Source organism: Pseudomonas sp. AN3A02, from assembly GCF_011765255.1.
In the GTDB taxonomy this organism is placed as follows: domain Bacteria; phylum Pseudomonadota; class Gammaproteobacteria; order Pseudomonadales; family Pseudomonadaceae; genus Aquipseudomonas.
In genome coordinates, this window is sequence record NZ_JAARNI010000002.1 from 1,009,286 (window position 1) to 1,036,051 (window position 26,766).

At 63.6% G+C, this 26,766-nt stretch carries 13 protein-coding genes and 1 pseudogene; 3 read left to right on the top strand and 11 right to left on the bottom strand.

The features are described from left to right. Positions 1 to 234 precede the first annotated feature (234 nt). The 9 genes from HBJ59_RS14420 to gspG form a co-directional block, all read right to left on the bottom strand. A complete protein-coding gene (locus HBJ59_RS14420; RefSeq protein ID WP_167663929.1) occupies positions 235 to 12,750 on the bottom strand; it encodes a filamentous haemagglutinin family protein in 12,516 nt (4,171 codons plus the stop codon). Between the two features lie 185 nt (positions 12,751 to 12,935). Continuing rightward, positions 12,936 to 14,159: a substrate-binding domain-containing protein gene (locus HBJ59_RS14425; protein ID WP_167663930.1), complete on the bottom strand. Its 1,224-nt coding sequence runs from the start codon at positions 14,157 to 14,159 to the stop codon at positions 12,936 to 12,938. Positions 14,160 to 14,642: 483 nt separating this feature from the next. Continuing rightward, positions 14,643 to 15,854, bottom strand: coding sequence for a type II secretion system inner membrane protein GspF (gspF, locus tag HBJ59_RS14430; RefSeq protein ID WP_167663931.1), 1,212 nt, complete (start codon positions 15,852 to 15,854; stop codon positions 14,643 to 14,645). Next, on the bottom strand, positions 15,854 to 17,272 hold the full coding sequence (gene gspE / locus HBJ59_RS14435) for a type II secretion system ATPase GspE (protein ID WP_167663932.1): 1,419 nt from the start codon (positions 17,270 to 17,272) through the stop codon (positions 15,854 to 15,856). The genes gspF and gspE overlap by 1 nt, the downstream gene beginning before the upstream one ends. An 878-nt stretch (positions 17,273 to 18,150) precedes the next feature. Continuing rightward, positions 18,151 to 20,457, bottom strand: coding sequence for a type II secretion system secretin GspD (gspD, locus tag HBJ59_RS14440; RefSeq protein ID WP_167663933.1), 2,307 nt, complete (start codon positions 20,455 to 20,457; stop codon positions 18,151 to 18,153). Then, positions 20,454 to 20,978 (bottom strand): type II secretion system protein GspM, encoded by a 525-nt coding sequence (gspM, locus tag HBJ59_RS14445; protein WP_167663934.1) that lies wholly within the window; start codon positions 20,976 to 20,978, stop codon positions 20,454 to 20,456. The genes gspD and gspM overlap by 4 nt, the downstream gene beginning before the upstream one ends. Next, the gene (gene gspL / locus HBJ59_RS14450) at positions 20,971 to 22,092 is read right to left on the bottom strand and encodes a type II secretion system protein GspL (protein WP_167663935.1); all 1,122 of its coding nucleotides are present in this window, start codon (positions 22,090 to 22,092) and stop codon (positions 20,971 to 20,973) included. The genes gspM and gspL overlap by 8 nt, the downstream gene beginning before the upstream one ends. Next, positions 22,089 to 23,036: a type II secretion system minor pseudopilin GspK gene (gene gspK / locus HBJ59_RS14455; protein ID WP_167663936.1), complete on the bottom strand. Its 948-nt coding sequence runs from the start codon at positions 23,034 to 23,036 to the stop codon at positions 22,089 to 22,091. The genes gspL and gspK overlap by 4 nt, the downstream gene beginning before the upstream one ends. 8 nt (positions 23,037 to 23,044) lie before the next feature. Next, on the bottom strand, positions 23,045 to 23,482 hold the full coding sequence (gspG, locus tag HBJ59_RS14460; protein ID WP_167663937.1) for a type II secretion system major pseudopilin GspG: 438 nt from the start codon (positions 23,480 to 23,482) through the stop codon (positions 23,045 to 23,047). A gap of 148 nt (positions 23,483 to 23,630) precedes the next feature. Between gspG and gspI the strand changes: the two genes are divergently transcribed. Beyond that, the gene (gspI, locus tag HBJ59_RS14465; RefSeq protein WP_167663938.1) at positions 23,631 to 24,029 is read left to right on the top strand and encodes a type II secretion system minor pseudopilin GspI; all 399 of its coding nucleotides are present in this window, start codon (positions 23,631 to 23,633) and stop codon (positions 24,027 to 24,029) included. Here gspI and HBJ59_RS14470 read toward each other — a convergent pair. Continuing rightward, complete coding sequence (locus HBJ59_RS14470) at positions 24,016 to 24,447, bottom strand: type II secretion system protein N (RefSeq protein ID WP_167663939.1); 432 nt, start codon at positions 24,445 to 24,447, stop codon at positions 24,016 to 24,018. The genes gspI and HBJ59_RS14470 overlap by 14 nt on opposite strands. An 85-nt stretch (positions 24,448 to 24,532) precedes the next feature. Between HBJ59_RS14470 and HBJ59_RS14475 the strand changes: the two genes are divergently transcribed. Further along, positions 24,533 to 24,985 (top strand): GspH/FimT family pseudopilin, encoded by a 453-nt coding sequence (locus HBJ59_RS14475; protein ID WP_167663940.1) that lies wholly within the window; start codon positions 24,533 to 24,535, stop codon positions 24,983 to 24,985. After that, entirely contained in the window at positions 24,978 to 25,574 is a 597-nt protein-coding gene (locus HBJ59_RS14480) for a type II secretion system protein GspJ (RefSeq protein ID WP_076016369.1), read from the top strand. The genes HBJ59_RS14475 and HBJ59_RS14480 overlap by 8 nt, the downstream gene beginning before the upstream one ends. An 809-nt stretch (positions 25,575 to 26,383) precedes the next feature. On the opposite strand, the pseudogene HBJ59_RS14485 reads toward HBJ59_RS14480, so the two are convergent. Next, positions 26,384 to 26,766: pseudogene (locus HBJ59_RS14485) on the bottom strand (IS4 family transposase); the annotation flags it as partial.

Genomic DNA, 26,766 nt, shown 5'->3' on the forward strand with positions numbered 1-26,766 from the left:
CAGCGGCCTACAGGCCGGCTTGAGTGTTTTAGAGCAAAAGCCAAATCAAAAGCGGGCACGGTCCAAATGTGGGAGCGGGCTTGCTCGCGAAGGTCGTTAACGATGACGCGGGCATCCTGAATGAACGCGGCGCTCTCAGGTTTTTCGCGAGCAAGCTCGCTCCTACAAAGACAGCCAACAAAAAAGGGGCGATCAATGATCGCCCCAAATACAACGAGAGGTCCTTTTCTAACACTACAAACTGATCTGCTGACGCTCCTCATCGGTCAACCGCGCCCGCGCCTGGTCACTCAATGGCCCGGCACCGAGCACCTGCACCGGGCTGTTGGGGTTGTAGCCCGAGGTCTTCTGCTGTTCCTGGGGCCCGCGCTGCACCGGCTCACTGCCAAAACTCAACACCTCCACCGTGACAATCGACGCCCGGCCCTGCTTGGCCGCCGCCTGCTGGCTGCGCGCCGCATCCTCCGCCGCCTGGGACGCCGCTGCGCCGGCCGCACTGGCGGAACTCATCGCCCCGGTATTCACCGCCGCCGACACCGGCACCCCGGATGACTTGCCCTGGGTCTGGATATTCGCCGCGTTCACCACCCGCAACGCGGCGATGTTGATGTTGCCCGAGACCCGAATCCCCGCCTCGCCCGCATCGATGGTGCCCAGCGGCGCAATCAGGTCGATGTCCCCCGCCGGCACTTCCGGGATCGGGTTCAACGTGGCAATCCCCGCCCCGGTACTCGGCACCGCCGGCGACAGGGTCACGTTGCCCCAGTTGTCATAGACACGCTTGGGCGGCGTGTACACCACGGTGGTCTTGGAACCGCGACCGGCGTTGATATCGCCCTCGCCAGACCAGCCCATGATCGAGCCGCCAAAGGTGGTCATGATGCGGCTTTGGCCCAGCAGGATGCTGCCCAGGGAATACAGCTGGATGTTGCCCGTGCCCTGGGTAATGACGCCCGCCGAAGCCGGTGGTGCCACGCCTTCGATACCGAAGGTCTGGCTACCGCCCGGGGTGAGCATCTGGATCGAGCCGCCAAAGTCGGTGTGTACACCCGCCCCGCCAAACAGGCGGATATCGCCCTGGTAGGTGATGGTGTTGCCGGCCACGTCCTTCTCCGGGAACAGTGCCGCAATCGCTGCCCGCCCCCGGGCATAACTGCCTTGCCGTACACCGCCACTCTCGTTGTACTCGCGCCCGCCCGCCTGCAGTTCAGCGAAGTACACCTCACGGGCAAACACGCGCTGCTGCTCGGCGGGCAATTGCATGAAGTACGCCAGGGCCTGCTCGCTGTCACCGGCAAAACCGAAGCGCTCGGTCAACCACGCCACCAATTCGTTTTCGTAGGTCTTCGCCACCTTGCGGCCCGATGCCGATAGCGGTTCACCCACGGCAATCAGGTTCGCCGGGTTGAGGTAAGCCGCCACAAAGCGCCGGTAATCCGCACCGTTGGCACCTGCACCGGCCTGCATCACGATGCTAGCGCCCGGACGCACGTCGCCGGCAATGATCGGGCCGAGACTGGTCACGCTGACCTGGTCGTCCATCACGATGTTGCGCCCGGCCGTGATCTCCAGTGCGCCAGGCCCTGCGATGTTGAAGCTGCTGTAGATAATGTCGCGCCCGGCGGAAACGATGGAGAGGTCGGTCTTGTTGTTGTGGACGAACAGGTTGCCCGTGGCGAGCACACCCAGATTGATCTCGCCGTTGTCGTTGGGGTTGGCACCGCTGCTGACGATATCGCGCCCGGCCATCATCCACACCGGCCGGCTGCCTTCGTACCAGGTCTCGCCGGCATGGGGCAGATTCGCGTTATTGAAACCAATGATCCGGCCGCTGCTGACGCCAACCAGATCCCCGGTCAGGGCGTAGAAACGTGACGGATCAGCGGTGTTGCTCAACGGTTCAGACGCTGTGCCCGGGCCGAAAGCGAACAACGACAGCCCCTGATTGCCGTAGGTGTTGTAGTTGCCGGTGCTGGACGTATTGCCGTAGTTCTGCGTGCCGAGGGTGGCAACAATGGCTGGATTCCAGGGGGTGGCCATGCTGCTCGGTGCCGCACCGGATTGGGTGACGGTAAAACCACCGGCGTAAATCGAGTCCTGCGCCAGGAACTGCAATTGCCCGTTTTGGCCGGGGGCCAGGAGCAGCGGATAGCGATAACCGGCGACATCATTGAGCGTGGCGGCCTTGCCGTAGTAAAGGCTGCCACTGGCCGCAGTCGCCCTGACGATCGATGGATAGACCACCGCCAAATCCGTGTTGGTCACAGCGCCGACAAACGGCGTCAGGTTGCCGCCTTCGGCGTACAGATCGATGGCGGTGTTGGGGGTCCACAACGTGAACCAACTGCTGGAGCCGCCATTCACCCCGTCACGGCTGAAGGCCGAGCGGTTGTACTGGCGCACACGCCCGGCATCTTCAACCGTCTGCAGCACCAGGTCGTCCAGGGTATGCAAGCTGAACGTGGAATCGCCTGCCACCAGGGTCAGCCCACCTTGTGGCGTACTGCGGTTAGAGCGCAGAGGCTCAACCGCCCTTACCTCGCCGGGCACCTGGTTAGTGGTGCTGTACTGCAAGTCGATACGCCCGATGCTGGCGGCCTGCACTTGCACATTGCCGCGAGTATTCACCAGCACGCCGTTACGGCTGTCGGGAACCTCCAGGGTGGCGACAGGGTTGAGCGCACCTCTGACGCGCACCCGCATGTCACCGCCACCGGTCAGTTGCAGGGTGCCGTCGCTGCTTACCCGGCCGGTGCTGCCGACTGCCAGCACCAGGCCCTGGGTACGTTTGTTGGTGACGTCCCCCACAAAATTCGGGATTTTCAACGAGCCCGCATCGCCGCCCACGTTTACGTCCAGGTCGCCCCCGCCCAAGGTACCGAAACCGGTGAAGCCAATCAGGTTGTCAGCGGCGATGTTGGTGTAGGTGCCAAAGTTGATCCACCACGCCGTAGGCTGGGCCTGCCCGCCGGTTGCCAGATTGCCGCTGCCCTGGCGCCACAGCCAGTTGCCGACATCGGCCGTATTGCTGCCGCCGTCATAAGGGTCTGGGCGCGAAGGGACTGAGAGACCACCGGCATCCATCTGGCCGGTCAGGTTGCCACCGACGTTCAGCGTCAGGTTACCGCCCGCCTCCGGGTACCAGGCGCGGTACAGGCTCTGGCTGCCACCGTTGACGAACTGTTCGAAGTAGCTGTTGGGATCCTTGAGTACCGTGGTGGTGCCCGCCAGGGCTCGCGGTTGGTTGAAAGGGTCACCCGCCTCAGTGGTGGTGGACGAGGTGCCCGCCGTGTACACACCGTAGGTCGAGTTCACACTCAGGTTGCCTGCGCTCAGCAGTTCCAGGTCACCGGTGCCGGTACGCACCACGCTGAACAGCGAGTTTGATGGGGTCGGCGCGTATTCCTTGGCGCTCAGGGCCACACAGAACGACGGTGTATCCAGGCAAAATTGCGCCACTGTCTGGCCTGTCATCTCCAGCATCCAGGCGTCATCCATCGCCGTTCCGGCCTTAACAATAATGTTTTGCTCAGCCAGCGCTGTTTCAGCCTCCTGACTCCACGCAAACCCCGCTTTGGCCGAGCAATATTCCGGGCTACTGCTACAGAAATCGGCAACCGAACCCAGGCCAAATTGATCGAGGATCGCTTGATCCACCGGGTCGCCTTCCTTGACTTCCACGCCGTTATTGGCAAGGTCTTCGACCGCAAAAGCGGTCCACACCAGCACGCCTTTGGGCGGCACTTCCTTGGCGAACATGCCGTAGTGGCTGTCGGCCAAGCGCAGCGTGCCGCTGCTCGGGTCAGGCTGGAGCAGGCGACTGTCCGCAGCCTCGGTGTCAGCCCCCGCCACCAGACGCAATGACCAGGATTGCGAACCTTCGGCCAGCATCGGCGCAATGGCCCAGAGTTTCCCCTGGCGCCCGGCCACTTCAGGGCGCAACTCGATCGAACCCACCCCGCCCACCAGCTTGACGTCGGTGCCCACCGGAATCAGCGCGCCACGCGCCAGGGCAATGTCGCCATCAAGGGTGACGACATTCTGGCCACCGTCCAGCGCCCCGCTCAACCCCGGCAACGGCACGCCTTTGGGCCAGGTCATGGCGCGCAGTTGGGTGGCCTGGGTCAGCAAGCTACCGGCTTCCAGTTGCACGCCCGCTTGCAGGGCATAGGGTTGGTTCAACAGCGTACCGGCCGCCAACAGCACATTGCCTGAAGCATCGAGGACCGCTGCCGCGAGCACGGTGCCTGCGGGCAAGGTCAGGTCCTGGGCCAGCGTTGCCCGTGTGGGCAGGCGAGTGCCGGCGACGACGGTCATGCCTTTGATCGGCAAGTCGTAGTTCAGCACCGAGCCGCCCAGGTAGGTGGTGCCATCGGCCAAGACCACACCATTGCCTGGCACGATGATCTCGCCGCCGGCAAAGTCCCGGCCCGCCAACAACAGCCAGCCCTTGTCATTCATCGTTTCCGGTGGCGGCGAGAAGCCGTCGTTGATGCTGCCATAGATGTTCAGGTCGCCGCCGGCCCGCAAGGTCAGGCTGCCGGCCTCGCCCGAGCCATACACCGAGGTTTTCTGTGTGTTGGGGTTGAGGCTGGCGTAGCGATAACCGGAGAGGTCGACATCACCCTGCACCACCAGGTCGCCGTCCGGGGTCTTGCTGATGATCTCCACGCCCGGGCGCAGGTGGAAGGCGTCGGCGTAAGTGGAGTTGTTCAAACCGGCCAGCTTGTTGCTCAGCAGGTTGGTGTTTTGCAACGCGGCGTTGATAAAAGCCGTGCTCAACACGTGCTTGGCATCCAGATACGCCTGATCGATGACTTGGTACGGCCTGCCGCTGGCGGTCGGGGCGGTCATCAGCGGCGCGTCGTCGTAAGTCACCATGCCGTTGAGGGTGATCGCACGCGCGCCTTTGATCGTCAGGTTGCCTCGTGCATCAATGGCGATGTCATTGTTGTCGATGCGCGGCGCGTTCAATTCCAGGGTGCCGCGATTGCGTCCGTCATTGCCTGCCGTGCCAGCCGTGCCGTGACGCAGGTCGATGGTCGCGCCATCGGCCAGGGTCAGTTGTCCGCTGCCGGAACCCAGTACCACCATCGCCCGGTTCGGTGAGTCGATGATCTTGCCGTAGCTGTCGACCCGCACTTGGCTGCCGTGGGCATCCAGCACCGCGCTGCCGTCCAGGGTCAGGCCGTTTTTGCCGGCCAGGTTGATGCTGCCGACCCGCTCACCGCTGGCGTCCACCCGCCCGCTGACGCGCAGGCTGCCGTTGTCTACCGAGACGTTGATGGTGTTGGCCTTGAGGCCGTTGCCGATGGTCAGGTCGCCTTGCTTGAGCTGGAAACTGCGCCCGCCGAACACGGCGCCCTCGTTCAGGCGCTGGTTGAGTGCGGCAAATGGCTGATCCAGCGAGCCACTGGCGCCCAGGCGCTGGGCCTGGATTTCCACAACCCCGCCTTGATACGGCACATAGGTGCCACCGGCGTTGTAGTAACCGCTGCTGCCTCCCAGGATCTTGCCTTGCAGGTCGACCAACCCGCCCGCCGCATTCACCGCCACGGCGCGCAATTTGCCGCCCTGGTTGTACCTGGCCGAGAGGTCGATGGTCGAGCCCGCCGCCTGGCGGATATTGCCGTTGCGGCTGTCCAGCAGCACATCGCCGCCTGCGCCATATTTCGTGATGTCGTTAAACACCTCCGCACGACCGGCCACGTCGAGCAACGCTGCATCGGTCAACACCAGATCGTCAGTGGCTTGCAGCGTGACCTTGCCGCTGGGCAATACCACGGCGGTCGCCAAGCGGACGGTTTGCCCTTTGAACGACAGTTCGCCGCCGTAGCCGGTGACCGCACCACGGGTGTCGGCAGCCCCTGCGACATCAAGCGTGCCGCCAGCGGTAATGCGGTTCAGCGAACCGCCTTCACCGGTCATCAGCGGCGTCACGATGTTGAGGTTACCGCCGCTGTAGGCAAAACCGCTGACCGGGTCATACGCGCCCTGGCGTTGATACACCGACAGGCTGCCTTTGTGGTTGGCCGTGATCCGCTCGCTGGCATTCAGGTTGACGTTGGTAAAGCCCAGTACCAAGCGATCAAAGACCGTGTTGGTATCGCGCTGGGCAAACGCCCCATAACCGAACTCGATACGCTCGGCCTTGATATCCAGGCGTCCGCTGCCATGACCGGCGCCGTCAGCAATCACTGCGCCCGGTGCGCCTGTGGCGCCTTGCCAGATCAGGTTGGCGGTGTGAATGGTCGCCACATCATCGGCATTGCCCGCCCCGTAGATCGCCGGCGTCGACAGCACCAGGTTGCTCAGCAACGACTTGCCGGTCACCGAATCGTAGGTATCAAGGGTAGTGGTGCCGTAGAAGTTGAACGCCTGGCCGGCCGACAGTTGCAGGGTTTCCAGGGCCGGGGCACCCGATTGGGTGTCACCGCGCAGCAAGCGTTCGAGCACTTGCTGGTTGAGGGTCAGGCCCGATGGCAGCACGTTGCGCGCGGCGGCATCGGCCAGCCCCGCCGCGCTGCCGACGTTGATATTGCTCAGGGCCAGCGCCAGGTGACGCGTGCCGTAGCGCACCTGGTCGTCCAGCTGCAGCGCTGTATCGGTCGCAGCGACGAGACTGCCCTCGGAATAGAGCGTGGTCTGGCCCGAGCAATTGCCGCTCGGGCACACACCGATCTTGATACCGCCCGAAGGATTGGCACCGGTGTTTACGTAAGGCAGCACATTGAGCAGGCCATTGGATACGGCCAACATGCTCGGCACACCCTGGTAAACAAAACCGTCACGGGCGTCGTAGATCGCCGCACCACGCCCCAGGGTACTGATCGACGCGCCCTGCTCGACCACGATGTCGCCGCGGCCCGATACCATGATCACTTCCGGTGCCGAGAGGGTTGCACCGCTGCGCAGGGTGACCCCATTACCCGCGGCGTTGGCACCAAAGGGGAACTTGATGATATTGCCGTTACGCCCATATTCGACTTGGGGCAGGCCACCGATAACCAGGCGTTTTGCGCCCAGATTATTAAGGCTTTGGGCGGTGAGCGTGAGGCCCTCGTAGGCTGCCAAGGGACTATTGGCATCAACGATCTGGGTGCTTCGGCTCTCAACCGTGTCACCGCCCAGGTTGATCACCCCCACGGTGCCGCCATAGCCGCCTTTGGCGGCTTCAAAGTTGCCAATGCCCTGGAACGAGAACGTCTCTTTGCCCCCGCCGCCGTTAAACCCCAGCTTGAGGGTTTTGGCGTCCACTTCCAGCATCGGCCGTGGCACACCGAGCCTCGTGGCGTCGGCAATCGCGAACTGGGCGTAGCTGGTTTCGTTGTACTGCGAGTAGCGGCGCAAGGTGTCGGCCGAGGTCAGGATCACCTGGCTGTTGACGCTGTTGTGAATGCCGGTGTTGATAATCGACAGTTGTCCGGCCGTCGACCACGAACCGTTGCGCATCAGCGTGGTGCTGCCGTCACTGCCCTGGGCGGCGAGCCCGTTGATCTCCACCCGGAACGCCCCCGTCTTCAAGGCATAGGTGGACGGCATCAAGGTGTAAGTGCCTGCCGGCAAGCCCGGAACCCCGGCCACGATGCTGATCTGCTGGCCCACCAGCGGGGTACTGCCGCCGGCTTCGCCGGTGGCGGGTGCATAGCCGGATTGAACCCCCGGCACGATGGCATAGACCGGGTTTGTACTCAGCCCCGGCAAGGTGAAACCACCATTGGCCCCGAACTGCACCAGCGGGTTGAAACGCGCATCGGTAGAACCGCCGCGCCCGGAAATAAAGCCGGCCCCCAGCAATTCTCCGCCACCGGACAGGTCCAGCGTGGCGTCGGGCAATACGTCCACCGACTTGCCCCCCAGAATCACCCCGACCGACAGTTCTCCACCGTTGGTAGCGCCGATCCCGCCCTGCCCGGTGAAGACCACGGTCTTGCCGTTATAGCGATAAACCTGGCCATCCACGGTGCCGCCATACGGCAGGACCAGGCCCTTGGCGCTGACCGAAGTCAGGCTGCCGGGCAGCAGTTCGACCTTGGTGCTGCCCAGGTTGCCGAGTTCGATCAACCCCAGCGGCGCACGCAATACACCGCCCTGCCTGATGGTGGCAGCGCCCACTTGCAGGCGCCCGAATACCGAGTCCGGGGCAACGCCGTTGTCATCGCCGACCTTCTCGATCGTCAGGGTGCGAGTCGGGTCGAAGATCAGTTGATTGCCGTTGTTGCCGAGGCTGCCTACCAGCACTTGGGCCTTGATCTCGGAGCCCGGGTAGATACGCGCGGCGCGCAGAGTCATGTCGCCTGCTGAACTCAGGACGGTGCTGAAACCACTGGGTGTATTGCCGCCATCGCGCCCGGCGAGAAAGCGCAGGTCGCCGCTGCTGTTGAGCCGAACCTGATCGAAGCCCTGATCGGCACCAAAGGTGAAGCGGTCGCGGATGTCCAGCAAGTCGCTGTCGACGGTCAACAAGCCCTGGCTGCGAAACGTCGGCGAAGTATCGCCGATGTTCGCCCGGGTCCACGCTTCCATCCCGGACCTGTCCGGCTCAAGCAAGCCGCTGAGGAGCACGTGCGGCGCACTGAGATTAATCTGCGAGGTCGGGTTTGCGTCGCGGGTCAGGCCAATACCGCCGGAATACAGCTGCAGGCTTTGCCCCATGTGCAGCGAGGCAGCGCCGTCGAGATTCAGCGCCCCTCGCACCAGCAGTGTCAGGTTGTCAAAACCACCGGCCTGGATCTGGTCGATGCCGAGTGCGCCGTGACCGTAGATCAACGAGTCTGCCGCCGCTTCTGCCGTGTCGGGCAAGGCGCTGGCTTGATGCTGCTGGTTGATCACCAGTTCACGTAACAGCAGCACACGGTCTTTGACGTGCTGCTTCAAGTAAAACGGCGACTCGAGTGCCAGCGCCAGACGCCCGCCCGCCGCGCCGGCGCCACCGGCATTGGCCACGAAGCTGCCGTCCAGGTACAGGCCGTTGTTGGACGCGAACGCAAGAGTGCCGCCGTTGCTGGCCACCCGCGTGCGGCCCTGCCCCGGAACATCGAGCAGCGCCTGGCTGCCAGAGGCGTCCAGGCGTGCACCTTCGCGCACCACCACAAACAGGTCGCTGGCCTTGGCGATGCCGGTGGCCGGATCGATATCGCCACCGACGGTAATCTTGCCGCCATCGCGTACCTGGCCATACACGCCGCCACGATTGTCGACAGCGGTTACAGCCCGCGAGGCCACGTCAATAAACGCCTGTTCGCCGATCCAGATCGAACGGCCATGGCCGTTGCCCTCGACTTGTGAGGACTCAGTGTTACTCAAGCCCGCGAGGCTCACAGTGCCGCCCCAGGCATTGAGCGTGCCGTCGACGGTCAATTGGCCGATGCTGCGCAGGTTGATCGCCTGGCCGGGGTCCACATTAATCACCGCGCCTTTGCCGACGTTCAGGGCGGTGGTCGCGGCCAGCGCGCCTGAAGCATTCGTCGTACCGGCGCTGAGGTTCAGGCTCGCGCCACGGCGTTGAGTCAACACGCCTTTGACGGCGTCCTGCTGATACAGCTCGGGTGTCCAGCGTTCCAGCGCCGTGGTCGGGTCGCTGCCGCTTGGGGTGGACAGCGCCTGTTCGCCCAATCGGTAGACCGGCATGGACACATCGACCCGGGTGCCGTCAGTGACCAGCAGCCCTTCGTTGCCGGTAATGTCGTAAGCCGAGAAGCCCTTGTTGAAGAAGTCCCTTGCCAGGTGCAGGGTGTCGTCGCCCGGCGAACTCGCGTTGTCACCGATCTGCACCTTGCGCGCCTGTATGGCCAGCGTGCCGCCGCCGTTGACGCCGTAACCGCGAATCTCACTGCCCAGCTCAAGGGCGTTCAAGGCCGTCAGGGTCGCGCTGCCGCCCTTGCCGCCGGTGACCTTGCCGTCCAGGCCGATAGTGGCCCCGGAGGACACGTCCACCCCACTGCCTGCCGCCAACTGCAGGTCGCCGGTGCTGCGCAGCGAGACCTTGCCGCCATTCAGATACGCCGCGCTGGCGTTGTTGACGCCGTCCTGCGCCAGGTTGCTCCAGCGCCCGGAAGCGTCCAGCTTGACCCCTTCGGCCACATTGACCCAGGCCTGATTGCCCGCCGTTGGCAGCAGGTACACATCGCCCACGGCCATGCCGCGATCCCTGTCGGGCTGGTTAAGCAGGTTGCCCGCATTGATGCTGCCACCGTTCGCCGTCAGATTGGCGCTGACCGTCACCCGCGGTGCAAACAGGGTGATGTCGCCGCCATCGGCCACTCTAAGCGCGCCGTTGACGTTGACCTGTTGTGTGGCGGCGACTTTGATCGCGCCCAGTTCGAAGCCGTTGAGCTGGTCACTGTCAAGAATCACCTTGCCTTGGCGGTCAGCGGGCAAGGCCGTGCCCAGGTCCAGGCCATCGGCGATTTTTTGCGCGCCGGATTCGAACAGAATCTCGCCGGTCACCGGGTTCAGGCTGTAGCGCAAGGTGCCGGTACTTTTATTGAACACTGGCGTGTAGCTGCCGATGATCAGTTGCGCGCGCTGGGCGGCTGCCTTCTGCGACTGCTGATAGCCGTCGATGTTGATAATCGGGGTATTGATCTGGCGATCGCCCTGGAACACGTCGCTGATCAAGCGGCCTTCAAGCACCGCACTGGTGGTGCCGATCACCAGCTTGCCCGCATCGCGGCCTACGGTGTAACCCGCCTCGTAGCGTTGTTGCGCGGCAATCAGCGGGTTGTAGTAATGGTCGGTACGGCCCCAGCGGGCGCTGGTGTCTTCAAAGCCTTTGTAGAAACCCGAGTAGAGAATGTCCCCCGGCGCCTTGGACAGTTCATACAGGCGGCCATCAGGGCCCTTGAGCCAGCTTTGCCGGATGTAGCCATCCTGCACATCAATCGTGCCGCCCGACAGATTGAACTGGGCGCCCTGCTCGGTCACCACCTCCTTGCCGGTAAACGTCAGCGTACCGCCCTGGGCCATCCATTCGCTGACGCTATGCCCTTGGGTGCCGAGGTAACCGCCGACTTCCAGCAGGCCACCCGCGGTGTACCAACGATCGGTGGCGTAACCGTTGGTGCCCGCCGGCACAAACACCAGTTCACGCAGGTCAACCCACACATCGTTGTTGATCAACTGCCCGCCTTCACGGTTGACCGGCGCATCGCGCTGCTCGTTACCCTGGACGTTGATCTTGATGTTGTTGGATTCCATCGACACCTTGACGCCCACCGCGCCGGACACATCGATCATCGCCCCGTCACGTACCAGGCTGCGCTGGCCGGCCGTGACCGCGACCTGGCCGCCGGTGGCCAGGGTGATCGAGCCATCCTTGAACTCCACGCTGCCGCCGCTGACGATCTCGACCCGGGACTGGTCGATGCGGTCACTCACCGTGCTCAAGTTGTTGAACCGCCCGGTGGCCATATTGACCGGGTCTGGGCGACCGTCGAGGTTGATCAGGCCGTTGTCGCGCTGGCTGTTAAGCGCGGTGTTGCCGGTGTTGTCGAGAAGGATGGCCGTGGTGCTGCCCTGCCCCAGGGTCACGCTGCCCGTGGTATCGGTGACCGAGTTGAGCAGGTGGACGGTGCCTCGGGTGTCCACCGAAGTGCTGGCCAGGGCCACACCGTTTTGCTGCACCTGGTGCCCCGTCAAGGTGATATCGCCCGTGGAGGCCAATATCAGCCCATTGTTGCTCACCTTGCCCGCACTGCTGCCCGGTTTGAGGCTGGTGGCCACTTCGTTGCCGCGGGTGGTGGAACCCTGGTTACCCGAGGTCCCTACGCCACGGCGAATGTAAAAGCTGTCACCGGCGGCCAGGGTGGTCTGGCCCTTGGCGGTGATGATGGTGCCGGCGTTCTCGACCTCGGAACCCAACAGCAAGGCGTAGCCGCCGGAGTCGGTGGACAGCGTCGGGGTGTGGGTCTGGATCAGCGCGCCACGCTGCACCTCAACCTTGCCGGCGGCATCGGTAAAGGTCGGCTGCGAGCCGTTGATGTCGACGTAGATCCCGCGCTGGGTGAACTGCTCATCGGTGATGTTGGCGGCGGCGGCCACCAGGTTGCGCACGTTGACCTGGCTGGTGCCGCTGAAGACCACGCCGTTACGGTTCATGATCATCACGGTACCGGCGCCGGTGATCTGGCCCTGGATCTCGCTGGGGCGTGCGTTGGGATCGTTGACCCGGTTGAGCAAGGCCCAGTTGGACTGCTGCTGGAAATCCACAGTGGTGTTGCGCCCGACGTTGAACGTCTCCCAGTTGAGGATCGCCTTGTCAGCGGTCTGCTCGATGCTCACCGTGGTCTTGCCGCCGGACTGGCTCTGGGTCGGTCCTTTGGCATTGACCCAGCCTTGGGTCAGGCTGTTGTCGACCTGCAGGCCACCTTTACCGAGGCCGTCGGGAATCGTCGAGACCTGGCCAAGCGCGGCCTGCCGACCTGCCGCCTGGGCGGCCTGCTGGGCTGCAATCGCCGCCACGCTGTTGTTCAAGGTGCTGATGGACCGTGCCAGCTGCTGGTTGACCTTCGCTTGTTGATTCAACGCCGGAATCCCCGGGACCTGCCCGGCGCCAAGACGTGCCGCCGTGGCTGCCTGGGAAGCGCCCTTGTCGGCAAACCAGCCGGAACTGAACGCCGCCGAAGCGGCATGGGCGTTACCCGCCACCATCAACAAGGCAATGGCCTGGGCCAGCGGCTTGAGGCGCAGAACTGTCTGGGCACGTGGCGCCCGGGCATTCAGGTGAACCGGAGGTGTGCAGCGGACCATCAGCAATCTTCCTTATTTGTAATCGCCCGGGGGCAAGACACGCTCATGTATGAGGGTTAGGCGGTTGGCGAGGGGCGCGACTGAACTTCTGTCATCGAAAGTTCACATGAGGCTGTTAGCGCAAAAAAATCAGCAACGGCGCAGGCCGTTGCTGATCGGTGTTGCGGGGTGGTTGAACGCTTGGCTTACAGCGGACGACCAATGGCGTTGCAGATGTTGGCGTTGCCGATGCTCAGGTTGCTGCTGGCGGTGAGGAATGTGTCGTTGATCGCGGTTTTCCAGGTGGTTGGCAGTGGCACGAAGCGGTTGTTGCGGATGGCCGCATCGTTGCTGCTGAACGCGCTGGTGTTGTAGTGACGGGTGAAGAATGTACGGACCTGGGAGGTCTGGTTAGCGTCGGCGTAGCACTGGCTGAACACCACGTTGGTGAAGCCCAGGATTGGGTAACCGGTGCTTGGGTAGGCGACTACGCTTGGGTCGGTAGCGCTGGTGGTAGCCGCAAACACAGGGACCCAGTTGTTTGGCAGGGTACGGTTGGCGATGGCAGGTACCGCCACAGCACCGATGGCCGCCGACACGTTGGCTGGAGCAGGCGAAACACCGGCAACGGTGGCAACCTTGGTGGCGTCATCCAGACCGGCCAAGGTAGCTGCTGCGTAATCCGGGCTCATGTAAGTGACGCGACCTTCAGCGGCATTCAGCGTGCTCATGACACCAGCGCTGGTGTCAGTGAAGAAACCACCGGCCGGGTTGGCTTGTTGCAACGGGTTGAGGGCGCCCGCCGGCAAGCCGCCGGAGAAGCTGCTGCCGAAGGCCTGGGTCACGGCGAAGGTGCCGCCTTCCAGGGCCGGGCTGCACTTGGCGTTCAGGAAGCGCGTGAACAGTTCGGTGGTGCCGCTGTTCTCTTTGCGGTAGATAACGGTGATCGGGCCGGTGCGGCCGGAATTGGGAATCAGGTCCCAGGTGGTCAAGCGACCCGAGAACACACCGCACAGGTCATTGACGCTGAGGTTGACTTTCGTACCGGCTGTACCGGTTTTGTTGAACGGAATGGCAACCGAAGTGGCCACCGAAGGCACCTGGATCAGCGGGCCCCAGGCAGCGCCATGGGCAGACACATAGTTGCTCAGCTCGGTTGAGGACAGCTTGGAATCGCTACCTGCCCAGTGCACGTTCTTGCCGGTGACGGTGGCGTCCAGCTTGCTGTAGTCGTTGTTCAGAAAGGCAGCCTTGCCGTTGCCGCTGCCCACACCGATGTACGGGGCGAAACCGGCAGTCAATACGCCGGAGGTCTGGTACAGCGGTTGCGGCAAGGTGGCGCCGCCGCCGTTGACGTCAGCCATAGCCGCCTGGGCCGAGCACAGTGCAGCGAGGGTCATGGATACCGCGAGAACGTTGCGCTTAAACATGAAGAAGCTCCTTTCGTCGTGTTTGTACGTTGGGGTAGATGACGCTATGGCTTCGTTCCCGTGCCGTGGTTCGGGGGTAGCGAGGGGTGAGGCCATGGGTATGAAATCTCGCAGCATCCGATGACAGCAAAAGGAAAAAACCTCGGGAGGAACGGCTTGATTTTTAAAAAGATTCTCGGGTGTTTTGGTCATGCTTCTGGACGGTTTGGCGGTGAGGTGACAGCGGGATTTCAGCGCGGATTTCGAGTACCGGGCTGGAGGCGTTACGGGCCGTGTGGCGGGGTTGGGCAGATGACAGAATGAGGAACCCGAGGTTGGGACCCGCGTGTCAGGCGCAAGAACATAGTGTTGAAGAAATGCGGTTCAAATGTGGGAGCGGGCTTGCTCGCGAAAGCGGTGTGTCAGTCAACACATGTGCCGACTGATCCACCGCTTTCGCGAGCAAGCCCGCTCCCACATTTTTTGACCGCGTTTCGTCAGCAGTCAGGTCACCAGTTGGTTGATTTCGATAATGGGCAGCAGGACGGCCATGACGATGACCAGCACAACGGCGCCCATCACCACGATCATCAACGGCTCAAGCAACGCCGTCATGCCCATCGCCCGACGCTCGATATCCCGGGACAATGTTTGCGCCGCACGCTCAAGCATCGGCGGCAGCGACCCGGTTTTTTCGCCGCTGGCGATCAGGTGGATCAGCACCGGCGGAAAGACCTTTTCCACCGCCAGCGCCGGCGCCAGGTTGACGCCCTCGCGAACCTTGGCAGTGGCGTCCGTGACGCACTGGCTCAGGCGGTCGTTGGACAGCGTCTGACGCGCTGCTTCCAGCGCCCGCAACAATGGCACACCCGCCCCGCCGAGAATGGCCAGGGTCGAGGCAAACCGTGCGGTATTGAGCCCCAGCACAAAACGCCCGATCAGCGGCAAGCGCAGCACCCGGCTGTGCCAGTTCAACCGCGCCACGGGGTTACGCAGGTACAGGCGCCAGCTCCAGAAACCGCCCACGATCCCGGCAAAACACAGCCAGCCCCAGGCGCGGATAAAGTCACTGGCGTTGAGCATCGCCAGGGTCAGCCCTGGCAGGTCCTGGCGAGCCTGGGAAAACGCGCTGACCACCTGCGGCACCACGTAACTGAGCAGGAAAATCACAATGCCGATGGACACCAGCCCTACCACGCCCGGGTAGATAAACGCCGTGAGGATCTTGCCTCGCAGGTTGTTGCGTTCCTCAATGTAATCGGCCAGGCGCTCCATGACTTGCGCCAGGTCGCCGGACTCCTCCCCCGCCGCGATCAGCGCCCGGTAGATCGAGGGGAAATCCCGGGGCCGCGCGGCCAATGCATCGGCCAGGCGCATGCCGCTGCGCACATCGGCGCGCACCGCACTCAAGGTCTGGGCGATGTGTTTTTTCTCGGCTTGCTCCACCGTGGCACTCAACGCCGCCTCCAGTGGCAAGCTCGCACCGAGCAGGCTCGCCAGCTGCCGCGTGGCCCAGGCCAGGTCGTTGTCCGAGAGCTTGGCACCGAACCGGCTGCTGCCGCCGGCTTGCGGGTTGTTGCTCTCGATCTGCACCCGCAAGGCCGTCAGGCCACGGCTGCGCAGGTGGGCAAAGGCGCCGCTCTGGCTGTCGGCCTCAAGGTGCCCGGACTCCAGTTTGCCGGTAGCGTCGGCGGCTTCGTAGCGGTATCGGTTCATCAGGCGTCCCGTGTTACGCGCAGGATTTCTTCGGGGGCGGTGGCGCCGCTGCGCACCCAGCGTTCGCCGTCTTCGCGCATGCTGAACATGCCGGCGCGGCGTGCGGCGGCTCTCAGGTCTTGTTCGCCGGCGCCCTGGTGAATCAGGCCACGCAGTTCGTCGTCGATGCAGAACAATTCATGGATGCCGGTACGCCCGCTGTAGCCGGTCTGGTTGCACTGCGCACAGCCGACCGGTCGCCAGGTGCCGGGTGCGGCCAGGTCTTCCTGCTTGCAGTGCGGGCACAGGCGGCGCACCAGGCGCTGGGCCAATACGCCGAGCAGGGATGAGGCCAGCAGGAACGGTTCGACGCCCATGTCGATCAGGCGGTTGACCGCTGAAACGGCATCGTTGGTGTGCAGGGTGGCGAGTACCAGGTGGCCGGTGAGCGAGGCCTGGACGGCGATTTGCGCGGTCTCCAGGTCGCGGATTTCGCCGATCATGATGATGTCCGGGTCCTGGCGCAGGATTGCGCGCAGGGCCAGGGCGAAGGTCATGTCGATCTTGGCGTTGACCTGGATCTGGCTGATGCCCGGCAGGTCGTATTCCACCGGGTCTTCGACGGTCAGGATATTGCTGGTGCTCGCGTCCAGCCTTGCCAGGGCGGCGTAGAGGCTGGTGGTTTTGCCGCTGCCGGTGGGGCCGGTGACCAGCACGATGCCGTGGGGTTGGCGGATCAGGCTGTCGAGTTTGCCGAGCACGGCGGGGTCCATGCCGAGGGTTTCCAGCTGCAGGCGGCCGGCTTGTTTGTCCAGCAGGCGCATCACCACGCGTTCGCCATGGCCGGTGGGCACGGTGGAGACGCGAATGTCGATGGGACGACCGGCCACGCGCAGGGCGATGCGGCCGTCCTGGGGCAGGCGTTTTTCGGCGATGTCGAGTTGGGCCATGATCTTGATGCGTGAGACCAGGGCGCCGTGCAGGGCTTTGCGCGGGGACACGACATCACGCAGGGTGCCGTCGACGCGGTAGCGCACCACGGAGTGGGTTTCGTAGGGTTCGATGTGGATGTCGCTGGCCTCGTCGCGGGCGGCCTGGGTGAGCAAGGCGTTGATCATGCGGATCACCGGGGCGCCGTCCTGGGTGTCGAGCAGGTCGGTGATTTCGGGGATGTCTTGCATGAGGCGGTCGAGGTCGACTTCGTTTTCGGCGGCGCCCACCACGGCGGCGGCGCTGCCGGTGTCGGCGTAGGCGCTGGCCAGGAGGCCGTCGAGTTCGTCGTCGCGCACCTGGATGAGGTGGGTTTGGCCGAATTGGCGGTGGACTTCGCTGATGGACCAGCCGGGGGTTGAGGGGCAGATGGTCAGCGTCGGGCCCTGGGTTCCCGGGTGGAGGAGGATGCGTTGGGATTTGGCCCAGGCGTAAGGCAGGAGGCTCATGCTTTTTGGCTTCGTTTGGCGGTGTACATATCCATTCCTTCGGTAACGGCTTCGATTGGTTCCGCTCTTACAGCGGCTCACTTTTGAAAAGCGCAAAAGTAAGCAAAACGCTCTTGCCCCACCACTCGGCTCCTCGCCTAGGCTCGGAGTGCCCTCACTCCGGCTTTGGAGCGTGGGCCGCCGCGATGGGCCATCCTTGGCCCAGCGCGGCTAACCCGGCGTCCTGCCGGGTTACCCACGGTCCAAAGCCTGCGTTCGGCCAGCGTGGTTTAACGGGGCGCCTAAGATCAAGATCAAAAGCAGATCAAGGGCACAGCGGCCTACAGGCCGGCTTGAGTGTGGTGAAGCAACAGCAACAGCAAAATCAGAATCTAAAGCGGGCACGGTCCAAATGTGGGAGCGGGCTTGCTCGCGAAGGTCGTTAACGATGACGATGGCATCCTGATTCAACGCGGCGTTCTCAGGTTTTTCGCGAGCAAGCTCGCTCCTACAGAAAAGCGGCTCTGTTTTCGCTCTGGATCTTGCCTCTGCTTCTAACACTCAAGCCGGCCTGTAGGCCGCTGTGCTCTTGCTTTTGATCTGCTTTTGATCTTGATCTGCGGGCCCCGTCAACCACGATGGCCGCAAGCAGGCACGGTGGAGCGGGTAAATCGGCAGGGAAGCCGATTTAGCCGCGCCGGGCCATGGATGGCCCGTCGCGGCGGCCCGCGGAATCGGGCCGGAGTGCGGGCATGCCGAGCCCAGGCGAGGCACCGAGTGGTGGGGCAAAGACCTTTTGGTTACTTTTGGGGCGTTTGCCAAAAGTGACCCGCTGTAAGAGCGGAACCCTAAGTGGCCGTTACCGCAGCAACGGATATACCCCCCATCCAAAACCCAAATCACCGCGGCACCACGCGAATCACCGCCCGAGGCCCCAAATCAGGAATCGCCTTATCCACCGAAGGCAACTGCGGCGCCTGCACATCCGGCATCGCCCAACTGCGCTCCGGCTGCAACCCACCCTGAGCCCTGCGCATAAACTCATAACGATTCAGCGTAATACTGCGCCCCGCCCCACTGTCGCGAATAATGTAAGGCCGCAAAAACACCATCAAATTCGTCTTCGTCACACCGCGCTTTTCATTCCGGAACAACGCCCCCAACCCGGGAATATCCGACAACCACGGCACCGCGTCATTGCTCTGGCTGTACCCATCCTGCAACAACCCGCCGAGCACCATGATCTGCCCGTCATCCAGCAAAATACTCGTATCAATCGCCCGCTTGTTCGTCACCGTCCCGGCATCCACCGAAGCCCGCGTGTCGACACTGCTGACCTCCTGATAAATATCCAGCTTCACCGTCCCACCCTCGGAAATCTGCGGCCGTACGTTCAACTTCAGCCCCACCTCCTCCCGCTGTACCGTCTGGAACGGGTTATTGCTGGTCCCGCCGCCACCGGTCACATAACTGCCAGTGACGAAAGGAATCGTCTGCCCCACAAAAATACTCGCCGCCTCGTTATCCAGAGTCAGCAGGTTCGGCGTCGACAACACATTGGTCCCGCCCTTGCTCTTCAACGCCCGGGCCAACACCTTGAGATCGAGCACCTTGCCAATCCCCGGAATATCCACCGTGCCGTCCACCAGCCCGATGTTCAAACCCTTGGGCAGCACATCAATGCTGGTCTTGCTGGTAGGCGTTCCATTCAAGCCGCTGCCACCCAGGTTCACTCCACCAAAGCCACCCTTCCCACCCAGATTCCCCGCCTGCCACTGCACCCCGAACTCGCTGGCATCGTCCTCGCTTACCTCGACGATCAAGCTCTCGATCACCACCTGGGCACGACGCTGGTCGAGCATGTCGATCACCTCACGCAGGTTGCGATACAGCGGGTCCGGCGCGGAGATCAGCAGGGTGTTAGTGGTGGCGTCCGCCTGGATCGTCACACCACCGGCGCTGAACGCGGTGTTCTGGTCGCTGGAGGAGGAAGCACCGGCGGCACTGGTGTCTTGCCCGTAACCGCTGGGCTGGGCAGTGCCGCTGCCGGTGGGGGTGCCGCTGCTGTTCTGGGGGCTGCCCTGGCCGGTCTGGGTGTTGCCGCCCATGCTGCTCAGTTTGCCCCGTGCATTGTCACTGGTACCGGTGTCGCTTTCGCCAGTGAGCAAGCCCCGCAGCGACTGCGCCAACTTGCCGGCCTGGGCGTTGCGCAGGTACACCACGTGCATATTGCTCGGGTTGCTCTGGGCATTGTCCAGCTTGTAGATCAGGTTGCGCGCCAGCTCGGTGCGCTCCGGGCTGCCGGCGCGGATGATGATGGAGTTGGAACGCGGATCACCGATCACGCTGATTTTCTGGGTCTGGTCGGCGCCCTGGGTTTCGAGGAGTTCCGAGACCATGGCGGCGATGTCCACGGCGATGCCGTTCTGCACTTTCACCACGTCGGTGTCGATGGCGCTCGGGGTGTCGATGCCGTCGATGATCTGCGCCACTCGCGCGAGGTTTTCCGCGTAGTCGGTGATGACGATGCTGTTGTTGCCCGGGTAGGCGTTGATCGGGTTGTTCGGCGACACGATGGGGCGCAGCACCGGGATCAGGTTCACAGCGTTTTCGTATTGCAGGCGGAAGGTGCGGGTCTGCATGCCCTGCCCGCCCGGGTTGGCGCCGCTGTAGATCGGCCCGCCCAACAGCTTCGCGTCTGCCTCCGGCACCACCTGAGCCACGCCGCCCACGTCGACCACGCTGAAGCCCTGCATGCGCAGCGCCGCCAGCAGCATGTCGTAGGCCTGATGCGCCGGTACCTGGCCCTCGCTGACCAGGGTCAGGTTGCCTTTCACCCGTGGGTCCACCAGGAATTGCTGGCCGGTGGCGCGGGACAAGGCGCGCACCACGGCCTGGATGTCGGCGTCGACGAAGTTCAGTTGCACCGGTTGATCACCCAGCGGGTTGCGCGCCTTGGCCGGGGCGGCGGCGTGGCTGCGGGCGCTGTTGGTCACCGGGTGTTGCACTCGGGGTGGCGGCACCGGTTCGCGCTGGCGGTCCAACGCTGTGTCGCCGCTGCGCCGGGTGTCGGCCAGGGGTTGGCCAAGTTCGCTGTCCACCAGCAGCGGCGTGGGCGATTGGGGATTGCTGCACGCTCCCAGCGCCAGCAACAGCAAAGGAGCGACCTTGCGGTAAGGCGCAGCGTTGGGCAATGACCACTTCATGAAGCTTCCTTAGCGCCAGGCGCCTGATCCATGCGAACGGTCCCGGACAAAGCGCCGGCCGAGTTTGAAGGGGTGGCAGCGCCTGCGCGTTGCAGGCGGGCCTCGGAGACGTCCAGGGAGAATGGCCGGGGGTTGGCCAGCAGCCAGTCGATCACGGCATCCGCCGGGGCCTCCTCGAGGGTCAGGCTCCAACTGCCGGTGTCCTGCGCCTGCAATTGATAGCGGCCCTGCAAGCCGGCGTTGTCGAGGGACTGGTGCAAGGCGGTTTCCAGGTCATTGCTGCGCGGGGTTGCCGCGACGCCTTGCAGCAGCACCTGCAAGGCCTCGGCCTGACTGCGCAGTTTCGGGGTTTCGGCTTGCCAGTAATCGATCTTCTTCAGCGGTGGCTGGATCAACAGCAACCAGGTCAACAGACACGCCAGCACCAGACCGGCACCCACCAGCAGACGTTTTTCACGTACGGCCAGGCCATTCCAGAACACCTGGGCCTGGCTGCGCAGAAGCTGCCAGCGCTTATTCATCTTCGGCCTCGTCGTCCGCATCGTCTGTATCGGCTTCAACGCGCTCGGCGAGCGGGCCGACGGTCCAGCCCTGGTCGTCGCGGGTGGCGCCGAACCCGGCCTGGGCCAGCAGCGCCTGCCCGTCAGCCGCCAGCGCCGGGCTGCGGGTGTCGGGCAGCAGGCTCACCTGCAGACGGCCTTTTTCGTAGGTCAGGCTCTCGACGCCGCCCGCCATGGACGGCAGGCTGCTGCCCGCCAGCGCGAGCAAGCCGGTGAAGCGTTGACCAGGCTCGTTCGCAGCGCCACTTTGGCGTGCGGCCAATTGCTGACGGGCTTGTTGCAGCGGGTTGAGAATTACCGGCAGCTCGGGGAAGGCCTGGCGCACTTGCTGGTTCATCTGCGCCTTGAGGCGTTGGCCTTCGTCGACCTGGCGGGCGGCGTAGAGGTTCAGTCCCAGGGTCCAGATGGCGACCGCCAGCGCTGTGCACGCCGCCGCCCTGCCCCAGCCTCCGGTTGCCGCCTGCTGAAGCCGACCGTGCAACCCCCAGCCCGGCAATGGCCCACGCCAACGGGCATCGCCTGTCACTTGATGTACATCGACGCCGGTGGCCAGCAGATCATCCAGCGCGGGCTGTCCCAACGGATGCACCGCACCCTGCTGGACACTGAGGCGCAGCAGTAAATGCCCGTCGCTGAATGCCGCGCTCGGTTGCTCGCCGACCGGCAACGCATACGGCGCCGGGTACAGCCCGCGCACTTTGATTTTCAGCTGGGTGGTTATCCGGCCCAAGTGTTCAAGGCTGCTTTTGGGCAACCAGCCCACCTGCACCAGGCCGCTGCTTTCCCGGGGACCGTGGGCCACATGCATCAATTCCACCGGGCCAAGGATCAATGCCTGGGCCGCACAGGTCACCGCGTCGTCGACCTTGGCGGAGGGCAATTGCGGCAGCTCCAGGCTGGTCAGCAGGCTGTCCCGCGGGTGCAGGAAAAACGCCGCCGGGTTATTCGCCAGTTGCGCCAGGCTGCTCTCGCCTTGCTGACTGACCTGCCCGGCGCGGTCCAGCCAGGCGAACTGCACCGGGCTCTCGGTGGTGAGTTGATCCAGCGGCGGCAACGCAATGCGCAAACGCTTCATACGCCCACCCGCGACCAGATCACCTGGGGCTGACGGTCTTCGGGGCGATACAGCAACGCCTCCAGCGTTACCCGACGCTGCTCGCGACGGGCCTGGCCCAGCACGCGAAACCACTCACTGGTGATGCCCACCTGCACCGTGTCCACCGCGACCTGTGGCATGCGCAACCGGTTGACGAAATCCCCGCGATTGATAAACCAGCGCCCGCCGTCACGCTCGGCCACCAGTGCCTGGGCCCGCGACAGGCTGAGCCCCGGCACCACGCTACTGAGCACTTCGGCACTGGCGGTATTGCCGTTGACCCAGGTATTGCCGGGCAGCACGCTGACGTAGCTCGCCATGCGTCGCAGCTGGCGCGGGTCGAGGCCTTCGATAGCGCTGAGGTCGGTGAGGCTGCGCAGCATCGGGTACTTGGCTGGAATCAATGGCGCCGCTGCACCGGGCGAGGTATCCCGGCTGCTGTTGAAACCACCGGTGAGTGAGGTGCTGACCTCGCGCTGGTCGTATGAGTCGATCACCCGCCGGCTGATGCGGCGGCTCACGGCCGGGTCGATACCGATCAATTGGCACAGGCGTTCGAAGCTCTGCAATTGCACGGCGTCCGGGTGTTGCTGGGTCACCAGGTTGCGCAGGTTGAACTTGCCCTGCTCATCCTCAATCCGCCCCTCGAAAGCACCGCCGAGGGGGCGTGCCCACGGTTGATCGAGCCGGGTCAAGACGTCCTGGCGGCGTGCGTCCCAAAGGATCTGGCGACTGGTTTCCAGGCCGCCATTCAACAACCATTGCCCCTGGATACGCAGTTGTTCGGCTTCCAGGCTGCGGGTGAACACGGTCTGCCGGGTGAGCATCGCACCGGCAATCACCGCGACCACGGCCGCGATCAGCAAGGCGCTGATAATCGCCATGCCGCGCTGCTTCGCCGCTGGGGGCGAATGGCTGTTCATCGCCGGCCTTATAACTGCCAGGAGCCGATATCGGCATTCACGCCGTCGCCCTCGGGTTTCCCGTCGGCGCCGAGGGAGAACACATCCACTTCGCCGTTGGCCCCTGGGTTGAGGTAGTGATAAGGGTTGCCCCACGGGTCGTTGGGCAGGCGTTCGAGGTAGGCGCGCCAGTTGCTGCTTTTCGCGTCTGCCGGGCGCTCCACCAGCACCTTCAAGCCCTGGTTCATGCTGGGATACGAGCCGTGGTCGAGGCGGTAGAGTTTCAGGGCCTGCATCAGCCCGCCAATGTCCTGTTTGGCAGCCGTGGCCCGCGCCTGGTCCGGGCGATCGAGCACCTTGGGCACCACCAGCGCCGCCAGAATCCCCAGGATCACCACGACCACCATGATCTCGATCAGGGTGAAGCCACGCTGCCTGCGTGGGGAGGTGAAGTGTGCGATATCCATCTCGACATTCCTTGGCTTGAGTGCATTTCGTGGCGCAGTGTTGCAAGAACACATGTCAGTCATGTTGAAAATCCTCGGGAGCTTTGGTCGCCAATCGGTCAACTGCGGGGGCTAGTCTGCGGGCCTGACTCCCGGTTTTGAGTACGCCATGGGCGGCCCCCGTAACGAGCAAGGTTTCACCCTGATTGAAGTGTTGGTGGCACTGGCGATCATCGCCGTGGCCATGGCCGCAGCCGTGCGCGTGGCCGGGTTGATGACCACCAGCAACGGCCTGCTGCGGGACAAATCGATGGCGCTGCTGGCGGCCCAGAGTCGCCTGGCGGAACTGCGCCTGGAAGGTCGGGTAAACCCCGGGCGCAAGACCTTCGATTGCGACCAGGGCCGGCTGAAACTGCGTTGCGAACAGACCATCAGCAACGGACCGGATGGGCGCTTGTTCCAGGTCAGCGTGCAAGTGCTGGACGCGACCCGTGAAGCGCCGCCCCTGGCGCGCCTGGAAACCTTGATGGGGCGCCCGCCGGTGAAGCGCCCGGTTACTGCCGAATGAGGCTTGGCAAGGCCGGGCCGTCGGGCAACTTGTCGAGGGGCACGCGGATTTTTTCAGTACCACGTTCGATCTCCACGCTATCGCCTTCAATGGCCGTCAACCGCACGCCGGGACTTAGCCGCTCACCCAACAAAAAGCTGCGGGGCGGCCCGTCGTTGAGACTGAGGATCGCCACTGCGCCACGGGCCCCGGCGAGCACCCCGGAGACCTTGATCTGCATCACCGCCGGGGTATTCGAAAACCACTGCACGGCAGGGTTGTCACTGCGGGCGGCCAGTGCCTGGGGTGCGGCTTGCGGGGTGTGGGACTCGGCCGACGTGAGCAGCAACGGCGTCCAGGTCGCCACCCCTGCCAGCGCCGCTAACAACGCCAAAGCCTGGACGCCATGGGCGGGTGAAAAACGATGGGCGAATGCCATGGGCGGGACCTCCTGTTTGTCCGTTGCCTCAGGCTACAGGGCAATTCGCACCTTTTTATTTCAGCGGTTGATCAGGGAGCAAAAAATGAAACAGCAGGGCTTCACGTTGATCGAGTTGATGGTGGTGTTGGTGATCATCGGCATCGCCAGTGCGGCCATCAGCCTGAGCATCAAGCCTGATCCGCTGCACCTGCTGCGCAAGGATGCGGAACGCCTGAGCCAGTTGCTGCAGGTGGCCCAGGCCGAGGCTCACGCGGATGGCCGGGCGATTACCTGGAAGGCGGATGCCAAGGGGTTTCGCTTCAGCCGCGTTACGGATGATGGGCTGGGGTTGGAGGACTTCAGTGGCGATCAGCAACTGCGTCCGCGGGCCTGGGACAGCACGCCGATGCAGGTGCGCATCGAGCCTGGGAAGAACCTGGTGCTGGATGCTGAATGGGTGAATCCGCCGATGCGGGTGGTGCTGTCGGATGGGCAGCACAGCCTGAGTCTGCAACGGAATGCGGCGGGGTTGTTGCGGGTGGTGAGTCATGAGTGATCAGAAGGGTTTTACGCTGATTGAGGTGATGGTGGCGATCATGTTGATGGCGGTGGTCAGTGTGATTGCCTGGCGCGGGCTGGACAGTGTGACCCGGGCTGACCAGCATTTGCAGGCCAGCAGTGAGCAGACTGAGACCTTGTTGCGGGCGCTGAACCAGATGCAGCTGGATCTGAGTTTGCGCGCGGGGGTTGAGTTGGGGCCGCCGGTTGGGGATGAGGCGCCGAAGCCTGGGGGGTTGGCGGCGGTGTCGGTGAGGAGTTCGGATAGCAAGGGGTTTCGGTTGGAGGTGATCCGGAGTGCTCCGGTTCCTGGGGATGGGTTGCAGCGGGTGCGGTGGTGGCTCAAGGGGGACACGCTGTATCGCGCGGCGGCACCGGCGCGGGATCGGTATCCGCTGCCGGCGCCCAGGGATGCGGTGGCGGTGCTTGGGCAGGTCAGGGATTTGCAGGTGCGGGTTTGGGATAAGGGGTGGCGGCAGTTGAGTGGGAATCGGCGGGATGAACCGCTGGGGATCGAGGTGGTTTTGGTGCGGGAGACGGGTCAGGGGGTGGAGCGGTATCGGCAGGTTTGGGGGGCCCTGCGGTAGGGCTTTTTTGGGTGGTGTACATATCCGTTATTTGGGTGATGGCTGGTATTGGTTCCGCTCTTACAGCGGGTCACTTTTGGAAAAGAGCCCCAAAAGTAACCAAAAGGGCTCTTGCCCCACCACTCGGCACCTCGCCTAGGCTCGGTGTGCCCGCACTCCGGCAGCACGAAGCGGGCCGCCGCGACGGGGCGTCCCTGCCCCGTCGCGGCTAAACCGGCGTCCTGCCGGTTTACCCGCTCCGTACTGCCTGCGTTCGGCCAGCGTGGTTTAACGGGGCGCCTAAGATCAAGATCAAAAGCAGATCAAGGGCACAGCGGCCTACAGGCCGGCTTGAGTGTGGTGAAGCAACAGCAACAGCAACAGCAAAACCAGAAGCGGGCACGGTCCAAATGTGGGAGCGGGCTTGCTCGCGAAGGTCGTTAACGATGACGCTGGCATCCTGATTCAACGCGGCGCCCTCAGGTTTTTCGCGAGCAAGCTCGCTCCTACAGAGAAGCAAGCCGGCCGGTAGGCCGCTGTGCTCTTGCTTTTGATCTGCTTTTGATCTGGCTGCCCCATTCAGCCCGAGGCCGAACGCAGGTATTGCGGAGCGGGTAAACCGGCAGGACGCCGGTTTAGCCGCGCCGGGCCATGGATGGCCCGTCGCGGCGGCCCGCGGAGCAATACCGGAGTGAGGGAACACCGAGCCTAGGCGAGGTGCCGACAGGCGGGGCAGAGCGTTTTGGTTACTTTTGCGCTTTTCAAAAGTGACCCGCTGTAAGAGCCATCCCTTTCAAGGTCTGTGTTTAAAGCCTTGTTTAAAAACATGTTTAAGTCCGTTTATCCGACTTGGCCGCCTTAAGCACCCTAGCTGTTGAGACATGCGCCCGTGCCGCCTTACCTTCAAGCCATTCCTTGGGCTTGGCGACTTTAGGACCGCGAGGGCTTTTCGCGACGGACTTGGGTTTGATCAACCTCGCCAGGGCCAGCAACCGCTCTGCCAGCCCTTGCGGGGTCTTTTCAAGAGGGAAATTTTCCGCAGGCAATGCGATCTGCAAGCCTTGATAATCACTACGAACATGCACCGCCAAGTGGAAAATCGAAACCTCCCAACCCTCAGGCTGCGTTTCGCGGTGCGCCTGCTCAACGCTACGCTTGAGAACCGACAAAACGTTGTAAGCCAGGACCGCCGAGGCAAAGCCCAATAGCGCGG